Below are 14,859 nucleotides of genomic sequence, written 5' to 3' on the forward strand. Positions count from 1 at the left end.
GCGAGATCCTTTCTGTCGGGCCTCGGGTCAGCCGCGCGTGCCGCCGGCCGGACCCTGGGAAGACGTGGCGGAGAAGTCACCGGTGAGGGAGGCGAGGGAGACCTGCTTCCGGCGCCCTCCCCAGGCCTCGACCACGGGATCGGGGCCGATGGCCTCCATGGCCTCGCGGATGAGCGACATCGACTGCTCGGCGCGGGCACGCGGGTCGAGCAGGTGGGGGTCGAGGCGCTTCCAGCTCTGCACGGTGTCGAGTGCCGGGACCAGCGACTGGAGCACGAGGGTCGGCATGATCTCGTACGCCGCGAAGGTCAGGTGGACCGACAGCCCGTCGGACCCCTCGGCCTCGTGCGGGAAGGCCGGCGGGAAGTAGATGACGTCCCCCGGCTCCAGGACGGTGTCGAGCAGCAGCTCGGTCTTCAGGTCCTCGGCCGTCATGTCCGGGTGGGGGGCGGCGGGCGGGGCGTAGATGCGCCACCGCTTGCTGCCCGCGGTCTGGAGGATGAAGTTGTGGGAGTCGTCCCAGTGCCGCCCGACGGCCTGGGTGCCGGCCGGCGTGACGAACGCGTTCGCCACGACCTTCGCGACGGGCAGCGGGTGCCAGGAGTCGAGGTACCGGCCGAACGCCGGGTGCCAGTCCTCCAGATGGTTGAGGTAGAGCGAGGCGCCGCCGGCGAGGGCGGCCACGGCCTTCTCCCCGTCGAGGTAGCCCTCCTGCTGGTAGCTGAAGACGCGGCGGTTCGAGCAGTACTTCTCGACGGGGAGGCGCGCGCGGTCCTTGCTCATGAAGACGTACGGGAAGCGCAGGACGTTGTAGCGGAGCACCTCCTCCAGGGCGGGGACGTCCAGGAGTCCCACGGCCTTCGAGTCGCTGCGGCCGTGGACGATCTCCTTGCCCCAGGAGCCGGCGAGGAAGTCCGCCAGCGCGAGGCCGCGGGGCAGCAGATCGCTCGGTGCGGGGTCGTGCAGGGCAGGGGCGGTCATGGGATGCGGGTCCTCACTGCGGGTGTCGGTTGGGGTGGCACGGCCGGCTCAACGGGAGCCGGGACAGCGGCCCGGCTCAACGGGAGCCGGGGCGGCCCTCGGCCCGCGCCGCGCCGTACTCGTCGGCCACGGCGGCCGTGAACGCGTCCAGGGTCGGGTTCTTCAGCAGGGTGCCCATGCGCAGTGCCACGCCGAGCCGGGCTCGGAGCCTGGTGATGAGCGCGGCGACGAGCAGGGAGTTCCCGCCCAGCGAGAAGAAGTTGTCCTCGGGTGCGCAGTCGGTCAGCTCCAGGGACGCCAGCCAGCTCTCGCGCACCAGCGCGGGTACGTCGCCGGCCGGGACGGGCACCCCCGCCGGCGACCCGGAGACCGGGCCCGGCCCGGTGTCCGGAGGGGAGAGGGGAAGGTCAGCGGTGTCGGTCATGGGCGGGGGACTCCTCGCAGGGGGTGGTCGGGACTCGGGTGGGGACTCCGGTCGGGAGCCGGGGCGGGATTCAGGACGCCGGCGTGCGCGACCCGGCGTGCGCGACGAGCAGGGCCTCCAGCCGCGTCCGCCAGGCCGCGGCGATCCCGTCGGCGCACCGGGCCGCAGGCGTTCCGGGGGCGACCAGGACCCGCAGCCGCAGCTCGTCGGCGTCCAGGCGCAGCGCGCCGCTGAGTCCGGCCTTGGGCGAGAGCAGCGGCGGGAGCCACTCGGCGACCGGCCGGCCCGCCAGCCGCAGCGGCGTCCGGTCCCGTACGTCCTCCAGGACGAGCAGGGCGTCCGCCTCACCGGGCCAGCCGATGCGGGTGGCCCGGCCCACGGCGCCGACGACCTCGTCGAAGGGCACGTCGGCGTGGTCCACGTCCTGCCACCATGCGTCGACGAAGCGCTCCGCGAACCGCGCCGCGTCGTGCGGGCTCCCGGCCGGTGCCGTGGACGCACTCGCCGACAGCACGGTGTTCATGAAGCAACCCACGGTGTGCGCTGCTGCGTCCGTCCGTGCACCCCAGGCGTAGCCCACGGTCGTGGGGGCGCCGACGCCCGTGTCCCGCAGCGCCAGGTGCAGCGAGGCGAGCGCGAGCGGGAAGAGCGCCGCGCGGGCACGGCCCACGGGGGCGGGCAGCGGAGCGGGCTCCAGCGGCCGTACGACCCCCGGGACCTGATCCGGCGCGGACGCACCCCCCGGCGCGGACGCATGCTGCTCGGGCGCGGATGCGCGCCGCGCTGCCCAACGCCGGGCGACCGGCGTGAGGCGGCCGACCCAGTGGCCGACGCGGTCGCCGGCGGCGGCCTCGGCCGCCACGTGCGTCCACACCGCGTCGCGGAACGCCGTCCACGGGTCGCCCCCGGCCGGCTCCCCGGCCGGGAGCCCGGCGGGGTCCGCCGACCCGTCCGGCCGGCCGCCGTCGAGCACGCGGAACAGGTCGGCGGTGAAGAGGCGGAGCGAGGTCTCGTCGACGACGGCATGGTCGAACACGAAGCCCAGCAGGTCCTGTTCGGGGCCGCGCAGCAGCACGGTGTGCAGCGCCGTTGCGGTCCTACCGTCCTCGACGGCGCGGATCGCGGCGGCGGCGGCCCGCCCGGCCGCGTCCGCCGACCCCACGTGTGCCACGGCCAGCCGGGGAGTACGGTCCGCGGCCCACTCCTGGACCGGCAGACCGCGGTCGACGACCACGCGGCAGCGCAGCGCCGGGTGGCGGTCGGCGAGGACGCGCAGCGCGGCGTCCAGGTGCCGGGCGTCGACCAGTCCGGCCGGTACCGCCATGAACAGCGGTACCGCCAGCCGCCGGCCGGAGACCGCGGCCATCGCGGCGAACCGGCGCTGCGTGCCGGCCGCCGGCAGGATCCGGCGGGTGGCGCCCGCGGGGTACTCCTCGGCGTGGCGGGCGCGGAAGCGCTCCAGGTACCGCGCGCCCGCCCCGGTGCGGGCGCTCATCGGGCGCCGGCGCCCGGCAGGAGCGGGGCGAGGTCCACCGGCCGGCTGTTCTCGAAGACCGTGCGCATCGGCGGCCTGGTGCCGGTCCGCTGCTCCAGCCACGCTGCCAGCCGTGCCACCAGCAGCGAGTTGCCGCCGACGGCGAAGAAGTCGTCGTACGGGCCGACTTCGGCGCGGTCCAGGACGTGCCGGAAGCCCTCGGTCACCAGGGCGACCCCCGCGTCGGCAGCGGACCCGGACCCGGACCCGGACCCGGACCCGGTCTGCGCCCCGCCGCCTGCCCCGCCCGTCCCGCCCACCGCCTCGGCGGCCCGCAGGGCCAGCGCCCTGCGGTCGGTCTTGCCGCTGCCGGGGAGCCGCGGCAGGGCGGGCAGCGGCACCCACAGCGCCGGCAGCATGCCGCGGGCCACGGCCCCGGACAGCCGGGACAACGGCTGCAGCGCCGCCTCGTCCGCCGCCTCGACGAAGCCGACCAGACGCGGACCCGTCGGCTGGGCGGTGTCGAGGACGACCGCGCAGTCCGGACCGCCGAGCAGGGCGCGGGCCTCGACCTCGATCTCCTCCGGCTCGATCCGCAGACCGTGGAGCTTGATCTGGTTGTCCTTGCGGCCCAGGAACCGGAAGGTGCCGTCCGGGTGCTGGTGGGCCAGGTCGCCCGTCCGGTAGTAGCGGCCCGCGGGCGGTCCGGCCAGCTCCGGGAAGCGCCGTCCGGTCAGCTCGGGGTCGTCCACGTACCAGCACCCGGCGCCGAGACCGCCGATGGCCAGTTCGCCCGGCACACCGGGAGGCAGGGCGCGGCCCTCCTCGTCGACGACGCACAGCGCCGTGCCGGGCAGCGGCCTGCCGATCGGGACTTCCCCGTCCTCCCCGTCGGGGGCGCACTCGTGGACGGCGGAGGTGATCGTGGCCTCCGTCACGCCGTACGCGTTGAGGATCCGGCCGCCGGGCACGATCGCCCCGATCCGCTCCACGAGCCGGGACGGCAGCCGCTCGCCGCCGACGACCACCAGGCGCAGCTCGTGCTCCCGGTCGCCGAGGGCATCGGCGAACTCGGCGGCCACACCGGACAGATAGCCGGTGGGAAGGTTGAGGACGGTCACTCCGCGGGCGGTGACCAGCGCCGCCAGGTCGGGGCCGGCGGGCACCTCGGTCCTGGGCAGGACCAGGGCCGCACCGACGACCAGGGCGGGCAGCACCTCCTCGAGGAAGACGTCGAAGGCCGGGGCGGTGAACTGCAGGACCCGGTCCTGCGCGTGCAGCCCGTAGGCGCCGACGGCCGCGTCCACGGCTGCGGACAGCGAGTCGAGGGGCACGGCCACGGCCTTGGGCACGCCCGTCGAGCCCGAGGTGTGGATGACGTACGCGGCCTCCAGGCGGCGGGCCCCGGCCGGGACGCCACCGGCCGGGTCTTCGCCGGGCACGGTCGGCCGGATCCCGCCGGCGTCGGCCCCGCCCAGGGCCGCACGCTCCGGCGCGTACAGCACGGCCGGGCGCAGCCGGCGGACCATGGCGGCCACACGGGCGGCGGGTGCGTTCTCCGGCAGCGGCGCGTGGACGAACCCGGCGCGCAGGCAGGCGAGCAGCTGGACGACGGCCTCGGGGCCGCGCGGCAGCCAGGACGCCACCACATGGCCGGGGCGGACGCCTCCGGCGGTGAGTTCCCGGACCCGGGCGTCGACGCGCGCCGCAAGGCCGGCGTAGCTGAGCTCCTCGGTGCCGTGGCGCAGCGCGGTGCGGTCCGCATGGGCGGCGAAGGCGGCCGCGAGGCGCCCGCCCAGTTCGGGAATCGTTTCCGCAGCCGGTGCGGCGGCCGGCACGGGCGTCCCGTCCACCATCGCGAGGCTCCGTACGGGCGTGCCGGGAGCATCCAGGTAGGAGGCGAGCAGCCGCTCGTACCGCGCGGCCAGGGTGTGCAGGGCCGCTTCGTCGAAGCGCTCGGTGGAGTAGTCCCACACCAGGGTGAGCTCGTCGTCCGCTGCGCCGTCGAGGGAGCGCCTGCCGGGCAGGACGACCACGTCCACGTCGAACCGGGAGCCCTGCGGATTGAGTCCCTCGACCAGGTCGACGCGCAGCCCCGGCACCTCGATCCGGGGCAGCCGGCTGTCGTGCAGGCTGAACATCACCCGGAACAGCGGATTGTCCAGCGCACCACCGCTCGCGCCGATCTCCCGCACCACGTGCTGGATGGGCGCGCTCTCGTGGTCGAGCGCCGCGAAGAGCCGCTCCATGGCCGCGTCGACCAGTTCCGCACCGCTCCAGGCGGCCTCGTGGCGCAGGCGCACCGCTAGGGTGTTGACCATCATGCCGATGGTGCGCTCGTAGCCGCCCGGGCGGTTGCCCACCGCGGTGCCGAGGACGATGTCGTCCTGGCCCGCGTGGCGTCGCAGCAGCTCGCTGAAGAGCCCGTACAGGACGCTGAACGGCGTGTGGCCCTGCTCCCGCGCCACCTCGTGCAGCCGCCGGACGAGGCCGGAGGGCAGCGCCTGGCGGTACTGCGCCCCGGTGAACCCGGTGCGGGGGGCGAGGCTGCCGGCCAGTCCGCGGAAGGTGGCGCCGAAGTCGGCGTCCGCCAGCTCGGCGCCCCACCACCGGACGGCTTCCTCGCGCTCCGCGCGGTGCGCCTCGGAAGCGCAGTCCGCGACGTACCGGTCGTAACCGACGACGGGGGCCAGACGCGGTGCGGCACCGGCACCCAGCGCCTCGTAGGCGGCGAAGAGATCGGTGAGGAACACCGCGAACGAGCGGCCGTCGTGGATCAGGTGGTGCTCGGTGTGCACCAGCCGGACCCGGTCGTCCGCCGTCCGCACCAGCAGCCAGCGCAGCAGCGGCGCGGCGGCGAGGTCGAACGGGGCGACGGCGTGCTCGGTGACCAGCTTGCCGAACTCCGCCTCCTGGTCCGCGGACCCCCGCAGGTCGTGCTCGACGACCCGTGCCGAGACGCCCTCGGCGATCCGCTGACCGGGCTCGCCGCCGGCCCGGTCCACCAGCGCCAGGCGCAGGCCCGGATGGTGGTCCACCACGGCGTCCAGGCTCTGCGTCAGCCGCCGGACGTCGAGCTCACCGACGAGGTCGACGACCGCGGTGAAGTGGTAGGCGGAACTCTGCGGAGCCAGTTCCTGGTGCAGCCACACGATCTCCTGCTGCACGGAGAGCGGAATCAAGATGTCCCCCTCGGACTCGGTTGCGAGGCCTTCGCATCCTGTCCCGGGCGACGCCGGGGCCGCTCCTGACAGGCGTGGGGGGACACCCTCGTGTCCGTCTGGACCCACCCGCCCCACCGAACCCGTAGCCTCGGCCACCCCGGCCTTCCTCCACCGGTGCGGCCGGCAGCCGAGGAGGGGGAGCGACCCGGAGCGGAGCGGCCTGACGGCGCATCCGTTCGGATCGCGCGCGGTTGCTCACGTGGGCGCAATCACGTGACGCGCGCGCCGTCAGGCGGTGCGCCCGCGGCCCGTAGGATGACGACGCTCCTGACCGGGCCAGATGGCCGAACGCCGCCGGAGTACTAGTACGGGCCGCCGCGGAAGAGCATGCTGCCGTGGTGGCGCGGGCGGTCGCCACGTTCGTGGGCTGCGTCGGAACGGTCTGCAGGGGTCGAGAGCCGGGCAAGGACCCGGAGGGTAGCCAGGCCGGCCAGCACCTCGTCACGACGCTTGGCGGACTTCATCCAGGCCGGCAGCCGGGCGAACATCGCCATCGTAGGAGAGGCGTGACGCTCGCGCAGTTGGGCGCCCACGTAGGTGTCGAGGGCGTCGACGTGCTGTTCGTTGTAGGCCCACAGAATCCGTCCCGCACAGCGGGTCTGAAGCCACAGCGGTCGCCGGAAGAAGGGGTCCTCGGTGCCGCCGGGCACCGCCCCGACCAAGCCGGCGCCCCGTTCCTCGGCCGTCCATACTGCGACCGCGCCGCAGTGGGCGCAGGCGAGTCGGCGGGGCTGGAAGAGCAGGGCGCTGAAGTTCTTCGGCGCTGCGACGCCGGGCGTAGGCACCACGGACGCGCGGCCACCGCACCTCGGGCAGACCACGAGCATCCGGTCGGTGAACTGGACGAGCCACGTGCCGTGGTCGCGGTGGCGGACGGGGTGGGGGTGCGCGGGCTCGGAGCTCATGACGGACATCCTGCCCGGTCCGACCTGCCCCGGCGACCGTGTCCGGATCGATCAGGAATCGAGAAGCGCGGTTCACGGAGTCGCCCCTAGCCTGCTCGCCATGGACATCACCATTCACACGACTTCTCTCCCGCACGACGACCCGGATGCGTCGCTCGCCTTCTACCGCGACGTCCTCGGCTTCGAGGTCCGCAGCGATGTCGGGCAGGGCAGGATGCGGTGGATCACGGTCGGCCCGGCCGGTCAGCCGGGCACGTCGATCCTTCTGGCGCCGCCTGCCGCCGATCCCGGCATCACCGAGGACGAGCGCCGCACGATCACCGAGATGATGGCCAAGGGCACCTACGGCTGGATCCTGCTGGCCACCCCGGACCTCGATGCCACGTTCGAGAAGGTGCAGGCCGGTGATACCGAGGTCGTCCAGGAGCCGACCGAGCAGCCGTACGGCGTCCGCGACTGCGCGTTCCGCGACCCCGCGGGCAACCTGGTCCGCATCCAGGAGCTCCGCTGAGCCGTGCGGGTATCGATGCGGCTGTGCGGGCCGACATCGCGACCACCCACGAGGAAGAGGTCCGGCCGGCCCGTCCACACCACCGCGAGCGTCTGGGGTGTCCGCCGAGGCGGTCACCCCAGACGCTCGAAGGCGTCGATGGAAATGGAAGCTGAAGGACAAAGGAGGGTTCTCATGTGCAAGCCGGAATGGCGGCGTGCACGCGTCCACGCGCAGCGCCTGACTGATCTCGCACGACTGCGCCGCGTCCGCGATCGGATCGACAGGGAATACCCGCTGCCGCTGAACGTGGAGGCGCTCGCCCGTGATGTGAACATGTCCGCCGGGCACCTGGGTCGGCAGTTCCGGGCCGCCTACGGGGAGTCGCCGTACGCGTACCTGATGACGCGTCGCATCGAGCGGGCGACGGCGCTGCTGCGGCGGGGCGACCTCAGCGTCACCGAGGTCTGCTTCGCGGTCGGCTGCGCGTCGCTGGGCACGTTCACCACCCGCTTCACCGAGCTGATCGGCATGCCGCCCGGGGCCTTCCGGCGTCAGGCGGCGGACGCGGCGGCCGACCATGCCGAAGCTGCGGGTACGTCCCGCGACGCGGGGCCGGCGATCAAGGCGGAGGGGATGCCGGCGTGCGTGGCGAAGCACGTCTCGAGACCGGTCAGGAATCGAGAAGCCCCGGCCGCCGCTCGGCCCCTAGCGTGATGGTCATGGCAACCACCACTTCCACCGCAGCCCACACGTCCCTCGCGTCCGTCACCCTCGAGGTGGCCGACCCCGAGGCCGCCCGCCGCTTCTACAGCGCCTTCGGCGTGGACACGTACATACGCCTGCGGGCGTCCGAGGCGCACTCCACCGGATTCCGCGGCTTCACCCTGGCGCTGACGGTGTCCGGGCCGGCCACCGTCGACGGCTTCGTCGGCGCAGCCGTGGACGCCGGCGCCACGGTCCTGAAGCCCGCCGCGAAGTCGCTGTGGGGCTACAGCGGCGTCGTCCAGGCCCCGGACGGGACGATCTGGAAGATCGCGACCTCGGCGAGGAAGGACACCGGCCCTGCCACCCGCGAGATCGACGAGGTCGTCCTGTTGCTCGGCGTCGAGGGCGTGAAGGCCACCAGGCAGTTCTACGCCGGCCGGGGCCTGACCGTGGCCAAGAGCTTCGGTGGCAAGTACGCCGAGTTCGCCCCCGGTCAGTCCAGCCCCGTCAAGCTGGCGCTGTACAAGCGCCGCGCCCTTGCCAAGGACCTCGGCGTCCCCGCCGACGGCACCGGCTCGCACCGCATCGTCCTCGGCAGCACCGCCGACGCCTTCACCGACCCGGACGGTTTCGCCTGGGAGGCCGCCGCGTCGCTCGCCCCCACGCGGTCCTGACTCCCGGCCCCGCACTCCCGCCCCGCTCGACCCTGTACGAGAGGAAACGTGTCATGCCGTCCAAGAAGTCGCCCGCCGAGGTCTCCGGCACGACCACCGAGCAGTACAACGGATTCACCGCCGAGGAGCGGGCCGCGATGAAGGAGCACGCGCGCGAGCAGAAGAAGGCGGTGGCACGGCGCGGTTCGTCCCGGGCGGCAAAGGAGGCGGCGGGGGAGCGGGACGTGCTCGCGAAGATCGCCGAGATGCCGGACGCGGACCGCGTCCTCGCCGAGCGGATCCACGAGATCATCAAGACCGCCGCTCCGGACCTCGCGCCCAGGCTCTGGTACGGGATGCCCGCGTACGCCAGGGACGGCAAGGTCGTCTGCCACTTCCAGAGCGCGGAGAAGTTCAAGTCGAGGTACGCCACGCTCGGCTTCAGCGACCAGGCGGCACTCGACGACGGCGCCATGTGGGCGACCGCCTACGCCGTGAGGGAGCTGACCACGGCCGACGAAGAGCGCATCAGCGCGCTGGTCAGGAGGGCGGTGGGCTGAGGCCGGCCACCTCGACGGACGCACCCGGCGTACGGCGGTCAGCTCGACGAAGCAGCGGGGTGGCGACTGCTCCGGTCCCTGACCAAACGCACAGGGCTAGCGTTGCACGGGCCGCCCGGCGTCAAGACTGACGCCGTCACGCACGGGTGCCAGCGGGCGCGGCCGCGGTGCCCGGCGGTGCCGACGACTGAGAGCGCGGCCGAAGCGCGGCCCCGGTAGCCGGGGGCCGCGCCTTGCCGTTGGCTGGCCGGCTCAGGCCTTGAGGTCCAGCAGCAGCGCCATCAAGCCCACCAGTGTCGCGCTGCTGACGATCTCCCGTCGGGCGATCATGCCGGGGATGTCGGTCAGCGGGATCCATTCCAGCCGGTCCGACTCGTTGCGCTCGGTGGGCTCGCCGATACGCCGAACCCCGTCCGCGCGGAACACGAAGTGCCGGCTGTCGGTGATCCCGGCCGCCGGCTGTGCGTAGATCAGCGCACGTACGGCCTCCGGACGCCACCCGGTCTCCTCCTCCAACTCCCGGGCTGCGGCAATCTCAGGGCTCTCACCGTCCTCGACCAGACCCATGGGCAGCTCCCAGGCCCAGGTGTCCGTGACGAAGCGGTGGCGCCACATCATCAGCACGCGCTGCTGCTCGTCGACGGCCGCCGCGACGGCGAGGTCCCGCAGCCGTACGACGTGGTAATCGGTGCGGGCGCCGTCCGGCTGCTCCACGTCCAGGGAACGCAGCCGCATCCACGGGGTGTCGTAGAGCGTGCGCTCGCCGTGAACGGTCCATCGCATGTCGTGCCTTCTCTCAGGGATCATCGGGTCGGACATCGGCGTGTTCTTTCGGTGGGCCAGACTCCTGCGACCGCCGGCGGGCCTGGTCTTGTGCCGCCCGGCGCAGCCCAGTCGTTCCAGTCCCATAACGGCGGGAACTTTCTCGCAGGCCTGCCCGGCCTCCACACTCCCGTCCCCCGTCGAATACGTCTTCATTGTTCGCTTGGACGGTTCACTGCGCGCCGTGCACGTCGACGACATGCGTGCCGTCAACCGCGGCGCGGGACACACCTCGCTGGCCGAGCGCAAGCCCGCGCTCACGGCGGCGACTTCGTCTGGGGTCCTGGCGGCGTGTTCACTCGGCTCGAGAACTTCTCCGGTCACTATATGCCGCTGGACACGGAGGGGTTCACGCCCTTGAAGGACGTCACCCGCGCGGCCTTCCCGGCGCACGGCTGGGCGTTCCCCGAGAAGGCCCTGGGCCTGTCACCCCGGGCCGAAGAAGCCCTGACCGGGCACCTGACCGCTGGGTAAGGCCTCGTGGAGGATGTACCCGCGGGACCGACACGACTGAACATCCCCGACCGAAGCCGTGGTGACCATGGAACCCTCGCCATATCCCGAACCCGACGTACGTCTGGCGCGCCTCGCGGACGCGGTCGGCCTCTCGGCCACATGGCCTGCGACCGAGGAGTTCCTCGACGGCCTCGCGGAGCGGACCGGGCTGCACACCCACGACCTCCTGCTCGTCGCGGACCTCCCCGTACCTGAGACCGCGTGGCTCTTCGACGAGACGGCCGGCGCTTCCAGTTCCCTGGTGCCGTGCTCCCTCGCCCTGCCCGTGTCCGGTCGGCAACTGCTGCGCACCCGTGCACGCTGCATGACCGCACCAGCGGGCACGCTCACTCCTTGGAAGCCCCGCCCGCACGAGCAGTACCCACCTGGCTTCGGCTCGCTCCTTCTCCGGATGCTCGCGCTCCGTAACCTGAACTGGTTGGGGACGGCCAAGGCGATGTGTCTGATGTCCGGTGTCTGCAAGGCGGCTTCGACGATTGGCGCGGTGGGGCGAGGCGCCAAGCCGCTGGATGCAGAGATGCTCGACGGCTTCGCCGCGATGCTCGGCGTACCGGTCGTCGTGCTGGCCGAGCTGACCGGCCTCCGCCCGTCGGCGGGTAGCCGCGACCTCTCACCCGAGGTGGTCGACACAGCCGCACTGATCTGGGAGATCCGGCACTTGACCTGGGACCAGGAAAGTCAGCTCACCGAGTACGCGGAGGGGCTGGGCAGGGAGTGAAGCCGTCCGGCAACGGCTGAGAGGAGGTGCCCCTCCGGGGAGATGTCTGATGTGCCGTCATCTGGTTGCGCGGGCTGAGGCGGCAGCAGGGCGGGGCCCTACCGCCCACTCCCAGGGAAACCGCACGATCGCGCTGGCGCGCGAGACTGCCAGCAGACCCGGAGCCCTCTCAGGGGGCCCGGCTCTTGGCGTACGCGAAGGCTGCCATCGGCAACACCACGGTGATCGCGGACGGCGGATAACCGGGGCACCCCGAACCCCCGGCCTGGAAAGAGGAACACAACACCTCCCACCGCAAAGTCCGAGCCCGCGTCGAGCACGCCTTCGCCCGCATGAAGACCTGGAAGATCCTGCGCGACTGCCGCCTCAAGGGCGACGGCGTCCACCACGCCATGCGTGGCATCGCACGCCTCCACAACCTCATCCTCGCCAGGTGACGGAAACATGCTGGTCAACCGGCATGCCATAGATCATTTACGGGACAGCCCTTAGCTGTTGCTGGCCATGAGGTTGGTGTCGCTGCTCGTCGCTGTTGACCTTCGAGTTGGTTGAAACCTCATGATGGCGCGGTGCCAAATGATGAGCTGATGCCGATCGGGGCCTTCGCGCACCGCAGTGGTCTGACCTCCAGCGCGTTGCGGTTCTATGCCGACTCCGGGCTGCTGCCCCCAGCCGAGGTCGACCCGGTCTCGGGCTACCGCTACTACAGCACTGACCAGGTGGCTCGGGCGACCGCGCTGCGTCAGCTTCGAGAGCTCGCTATGCCCCTGGCTGTTGTCGAGGCCGTACTTGGTTCCGGGACCGACGAGGCCTCCCGGCTGCTCGATGAGCACGTCGCCAAGGTCGTTGGGGATGCGGCGGCCGTGCAGCAGAAGGCTGCTGTCATCAAGTCTGCGCTCGGCAATGCGCCAGGTCTTCCCATTGCGGTGGTGAAGGGTCCTGTGCTGGCGGATGCGGTCGAGCAGGTCCTGACCGCGGCCGCGCATGGTCCCGGGATGCCGGCACTCGCCGGTCTGCGCATCGAGGCAGGTCATGAGGCGGTCACCCTGACCGCGACGGACCGATACCGACTCTCCACTCGAACCCTGGTGCCGGTTGAACCACCGAGCCAGACGTGGGCCGGCACGGTCAATGGCGACGAACTGCGGGCTGCGGTCGCGGCGAGCCGCCGCAGCCCGCTGGTGCGACTGGAAGCGGTCTCGAACGGGATCTGGTTCCGCGTGGCCGACCGCGCGGACCGGCACTGTCGGTTGCTGCCCGAGGAGTTTCCCGACTATCGGCTGATGCTCGCGTCATTGGGCGAGGTCACGACTCGTGCGACCGTCTCGAAGGACCTGCTCCTGCGAGCCCTGGAAGAGCACCCCGGCGAGCGCATCGGGCTGCATGTTGCTGACCACGGGGTGAGCGTCATGTCAGCGGACGACGGGCACCCCGACATCCCACTCCCGGCCACCGCGGCGGGCCAGGCCCTCCAGATCTGGTTCGAGCTGACCACGCTCTATCCCGCCGTGAGCACGGCCATCGGCCCCGACGTACTGCTCGACCTACGGGGACACGACCAGCCTGTCGCGATCCGCTCCGCCGACCGCGGCGATCTCACCACCCTGGCCATGCCCATCAAGTCCCACCACTCCACCTGAGAAAGACGCCCGAGGACCATCCATGACCACCGCACCCGCCAGCCCCGACCCGACCATGGAAGCAATAGGCCACGCCGTCGCCGAGGGCCGAGCCGGCAACAGCGCCTCCGCCCGCCACAAACTGCTGGGCCTGTGGTCTGCGATCGGGGTCACCGGTGACCCGCTGCACCGCTGCTCGCTCGCCCACCACCTGGCAGATCTCTACGAAGATCCCGCCCAGTCCCTCGTCTGGGACATCCGGGCCCTCGATGCTGCCGACGCCGTGACCGAGCAGCGCGTCCAGGAGCACCACGCGGGCCTCCACATCGCTGCTTTCTATCCCTCCCTGCACCTCAACCTCGCCGACAACTACCGCCGACTCGGCTCCTTCGAAGCCGCCACCGAGCACATCAACGCGGCCAAGACGCACGCCCCCAGCCTCCCTCACGATCCCTACGGTGACCTTCTTCGCGGCGCCATCCAAGAGGTCGCTGTGGCTATCGCCCGGCGGGACCGGTCACGGCGAGCCTCAGCGCCTGGTTCCGCTGCGTGACACACAGGAATGCACTCCAGCCCCCCGCGACACGTCCGAGATCCTCGACCTCACCGAAGAACCACGCCGCACCCACAAGTGGTCCGCGGCCAGAATCACCCTCGAGCAATCCCAAGTCGGAACGCCGATCGGCAGAAGGACCGCGAGCAGGCACCTGGCCGAGGCCGGCCCCAACCGACGCCGATTCGTCGAACGTGCTGCTGGATGAGCTCGTCGTAGCGGGTGGCGACAGCGCGGTGCCTCTTGAGTCGGTTGATCCCGCACGTGACTGCATGGCGCTCGCGATAGTCGACTGCGCGGAAGCGCGGTGGCCGGCCGCCGCGGGAGCCGAGCTTCTGGCGGGGAACACACCACCTGGTGGTTCCTTCAGCAGGTCACCCTGCTTGCGGGCCCCGGCCCTTCCGCCGGACCAGCCAGGCCAACACCGCGTTCACCGACCCCGACCACCTCATCCGCCGGCTACGACACGGCCTCCCAGCGCGGTGGCCTCCGGCTCGGCCGGGCGTGTCAGGGATTGCGTCGGGCGATGGAGGCGTTCAGACCAGTGGCGAACGCGCACCAGGCGGCGTACGGCAGCATGGCGCGGGCGGCCGTCGGATCCCTGCGGGCGGTGCTCCGGATCAGTTCGGCGTTGCTGAGGTCGAGCAGCAGCGTGCCGGCCAGTCCGGCCCGCGGGCTGCGGCAGCCGAAGAACAGCCAGGACCACCCGGCGTTCAACGCCAGGTTCGCCCCGAAGCGGGCAGCGATCGCAGCCCGCTCCCTGCCCCGCGCACGGCCGAGCGCGTGTCCGCAGGCGAAGGCGATCGAGGCGTACAGCGGCGTCCACACCAGGCCGAAGGTTCGCGGCGGAGGCTGCCACGGGGGCTTGCGTAGCGTCCGGTACCAGGAGCCGTCCGCATCGACCACCATCGACCCCGCCAACGCTGCCGACGCAACTGCGGCCGCCGCCCCGCCGTAGCGCCACCACCGCCCGGAAACGGCCGCGCGGTCATCGCGTGCACTGATCACCCTCATGGAACAATGCCTTCCCCCACGTGACCGGCCGCCTACCGGACCTGCCGCTCGCGTCGCCCGAACGCGGACCCGGCAGGCCCGCTGGCCGACCGGGAGTGCGGGCACTGAACGGAGCCGCGGCCGGGCAGGCGGCCCACCCGGCTCCCACCCCCGCCAGAGCTTCAACGACAGCAGCGGACGTGGCCGCGCGCCCCGGGT

15 protein-coding genes and 1 pseudogene are annotated in these 14,859 nt (G+C 72.4%); 9 read left to right on the forward strand and 7 right to left on the reverse strand.

Going from position 1 to position 14,859, the window contains the following annotated elements:
• Window positions 1-27: 27 nt before the first annotated feature.
• The 5 genes from ACFVGY_RS14230 to ACFVGY_RS14250 form a co-directional block, all read right to left on the reverse strand.
• Window positions 28-981: a JmjC domain-containing protein gene (locus ACFVGY_RS14230; protein ID WP_385676006.1), complete on the reverse strand. Its 954-nt coding sequence runs from the start codon at window positions 979-981 to the stop codon at window positions 28-30.
• A 76-nt stretch (window positions 982-1,057) separates the two neighbouring features.
• Window positions 1,058-1,405: a phosphopantetheine-binding protein gene (locus tag ACFVGY_RS14235; protein ID WP_385676008.1), complete on the reverse strand. Its 348-nt coding sequence runs from the start codon at window positions 1,403-1,405 to the stop codon at window positions 1,058-1,060.
• A gap of 70 nt (window positions 1,406-1,475) precedes the next feature.
• A complete protein-coding gene (locus ACFVGY_RS14240) occupies window positions 1,476-2,900 on the reverse strand; it encodes a hypothetical protein (protein ID WP_385676011.1) in 1,425 nt (474 codons plus the stop codon).
• Window positions 2,897-6,061 carry a condensation domain-containing protein gene (locus tag ACFVGY_RS14245; protein ID WP_385676014.1) on the reverse strand — a complete coding sequence of 1,055 codons (3,165 nt, stop codon included), beginning with the start codon at window positions 6,059-6,061 and terminating at the stop codon, window positions 2,897-2,899. The genes ACFVGY_RS14240 and ACFVGY_RS14245 overlap by 4 nt, the downstream gene beginning before the upstream one ends.
• Window positions 6,062-6,405: 344 nt before the next feature.
• Window positions 6,406-7,008, reverse strand: coding sequence for a hypothetical protein (locus tag ACFVGY_RS14250; RefSeq protein WP_385676017.1), 603 nt, complete (start codon window positions 7,006-7,008; stop codon window positions 6,406-6,408).
• A 100-nt stretch (window positions 7,009-7,108) separates the two neighbouring features.
• Here ACFVGY_RS14250 and ACFVGY_RS14255 point away from each other — a divergent pair, with 100 nt between their 5' ends.
• From ACFVGY_RS14255 to ACFVGY_RS14270, 4 genes are all read left to right on the forward strand, one after another.
• Window positions 7,109-7,519: a VOC family protein gene (locus ACFVGY_RS14255; protein ID WP_327277661.1), complete on the forward strand. Its 411-nt coding sequence runs from the start codon at window positions 7,109-7,111 to the stop codon at window positions 7,517-7,519.
• 174 nt (window positions 7,520-7,693) lie between these two features.
• A complete protein-coding gene (locus ACFVGY_RS14260) occupies window positions 7,694-8,215 on the forward strand; it encodes a helix-turn-helix transcriptional regulator (RefSeq protein WP_385676020.1) in 522 nt (173 codons plus the stop codon).
• Window positions 8,215-8,880: a glyoxalase gene (locus ACFVGY_RS14265; protein ID WP_385676022.1), complete on the forward strand. Its 666-nt coding sequence runs from the start codon at window positions 8,215-8,217 to the stop codon at window positions 8,878-8,880. Before ACFVGY_RS14260 ends, ACFVGY_RS14265 begins: the two co-directional genes overlap by 1 nt.
• Window positions 8,881-8,933: 53 nt before the next feature.
• Entirely contained in the window at window positions 8,934-9,419 is a 486-nt protein-coding gene (locus ACFVGY_RS14270) for an iron chaperone (RefSeq protein ID WP_385676025.1), read from the forward strand.
• A gap of 252 nt (window positions 9,420-9,671) precedes the next feature.
• Here the strand turns inward: ACFVGY_RS14270 and ACFVGY_RS14275 are convergent, their stop codons facing one another.
• On the reverse strand, window positions 9,672-10,202 hold the full coding sequence (locus ACFVGY_RS14275; RefSeq protein WP_385676028.1) for an NUDIX hydrolase: 531 nt from the start codon (window positions 10,200-10,202) through the stop codon (window positions 9,672-9,674).
• A gap of 366 nt (window positions 10,203-10,568) precedes the next feature.
• Here ACFVGY_RS14275 and ACFVGY_RS14280 point away from each other — a divergent pair, with 366 nt between their 5' ends.
• The 5 genes and pseudogenes from ACFVGY_RS14280 to ACFVGY_RS14300 all read left to right on the forward strand — a co-directional run bounded on the left by ACFVGY_RS14280 (window position 10,569) and on the right by ACFVGY_RS14300 (window position 13,647).
• Window positions 10,569-10,715 carry a hypothetical protein gene (locus tag ACFVGY_RS14280; RefSeq protein ID WP_385676031.1) on the forward strand — a complete coding sequence of 49 codons (147 nt, stop codon included), beginning with the start codon at window positions 10,569-10,571 and terminating at the stop codon, window positions 10,713-10,715.
• Between the two features lie 67 nt (window positions 10,716-10,782).
• Window positions 10,783-11,475 (forward strand): hypothetical protein, encoded by a 693-nt coding sequence (locus tag ACFVGY_RS14285; RefSeq protein ID WP_385676033.1) that lies wholly within the window; start codon window positions 10,783-10,785, stop codon window positions 11,473-11,475.
• A gap of 194 nt (window positions 11,476-11,669) precedes the next feature.
• Window positions 11,670-11,912, forward strand: a pseudogene (locus ACFVGY_RS14290) (transposase); the annotation flags it as partial.
• 132 nt (window positions 11,913-12,044) lie between these two features.
• Window positions 12,045-13,115, forward strand: coding sequence for a MerR family transcriptional regulator (locus ACFVGY_RS14295; protein ID WP_385676036.1), 1,071 nt, complete (start codon window positions 12,045-12,047; stop codon window positions 13,113-13,115).
• A gap of 22 nt (window positions 13,116-13,137) precedes the next feature.
• Window positions 13,138-13,647, forward strand: a complete 510-nt coding sequence (locus ACFVGY_RS14300; RefSeq protein WP_385676039.1) for a hypothetical protein — start codon at window positions 13,138-13,140, stop codon at window positions 13,645-13,647.
• Window positions 13,648-14,154: 507 nt separating this feature from the next.
• On the opposite strand, the gene ACFVGY_RS14305 is transcribed toward ACFVGY_RS14300, so the two are convergent.
• Window positions 14,155-14,661, reverse strand: a complete 507-nt coding sequence (locus tag ACFVGY_RS14305) for a TspO/MBR family protein (protein ID WP_385676041.1) — start codon at window positions 14,659-14,661, stop codon at window positions 14,155-14,157.
• Between the last annotated feature and the right edge of the window lie 198 nt (window positions 14,662-14,859).

It is taken from the genome of Streptomyces sp. NPDC127106 (assembly GCF_042677605.1).
Lineage (GTDB): Bacteria > Actinomycetota > Actinomycetes > Streptomycetales > Streptomycetaceae > Streptomyces.

Excerpts from the sequence above, each read along its gene's own strand:
- ACFVGY_RS14230 (WP_385676006.1), bottom strand. The coding sequence starts at position 981 with ATGACCGCCCCTGCCCTGCACGACCCCGCACCGAGCGATCTGCTGCCC.
- ACFVGY_RS14235 (WP_385676008.1), bottom strand. The coding sequence starts at position 1,405 with ATGACCGACACCGCTGACCTTCCCCTCTCCCCTCCGGACACCGGGCCG.
- ACFVGY_RS14240 (WP_385676011.1), bottom strand. The coding sequence starts at position 2,900 with ATGAGCGCCCGCACCGGGGCGGGCGCGCGGTACCTGGAGCGCTTCCGC.
- ACFVGY_RS14250 (WP_385676017.1), bottom strand. The coding sequence starts at position 7,008 with ATGAGCTCCGAGCCCGCGCACCCCCACCCCGTCCGCCACCGCGACCAC.
- ACFVGY_RS14255 (WP_327277661.1), top strand. The coding sequence starts at position 7,109 with ATGGACATCACCATTCACACGACTTCTCTCCCGCACGACGACCCGGAT.
- ACFVGY_RS14260 (WP_385676020.1), top strand. The coding sequence starts at position 7,694 with ATGTGCAAGCCGGAATGGCGGCGTGCACGCGTCCACGCGCAGCGCCTG.
- ACFVGY_RS14265 (WP_385676022.1), top strand. The coding sequence starts at position 8,215 with ATGGTCATGGCAACCACCACTTCCACCGCAGCCCACACGTCCCTCGCG.
- ACFVGY_RS14270 (WP_385676025.1), top strand. The coding sequence starts at position 8,934 with ATGCCGTCCAAGAAGTCGCCCGCCGAGGTCTCCGGCACGACCACCGAG.
- ACFVGY_RS14275 (WP_385676028.1), bottom strand. The coding sequence starts at position 10,202 with ATGCGATGGACCGTTCACGGCGAGCGCACGCTCTACGACACCCCGTGG.
- ACFVGY_RS14280 (WP_385676031.1), top strand. The coding sequence starts at position 10,569 with ATGCCGCTGGACACGGAGGGGTTCACGCCCTTGAAGGACGTCACCCGC.
- ACFVGY_RS14285 (WP_385676033.1), top strand. The coding sequence starts at position 10,783 with ATGGAACCCTCGCCATATCCCGAACCCGACGTACGTCTGGCGCGCCTC.
- ACFVGY_RS14300 (WP_385676039.1), top strand. The coding sequence starts at position 13,138 with ATGACCACCGCACCCGCCAGCCCCGACCCGACCATGGAAGCAATAGGC.
- ACFVGY_RS14305 (WP_385676041.1), bottom strand. The coding sequence starts at position 14,661 with ATGAGGGTGATCAGTGCACGCGATGACCGCGCGGCCGTTTCCGGGCGG.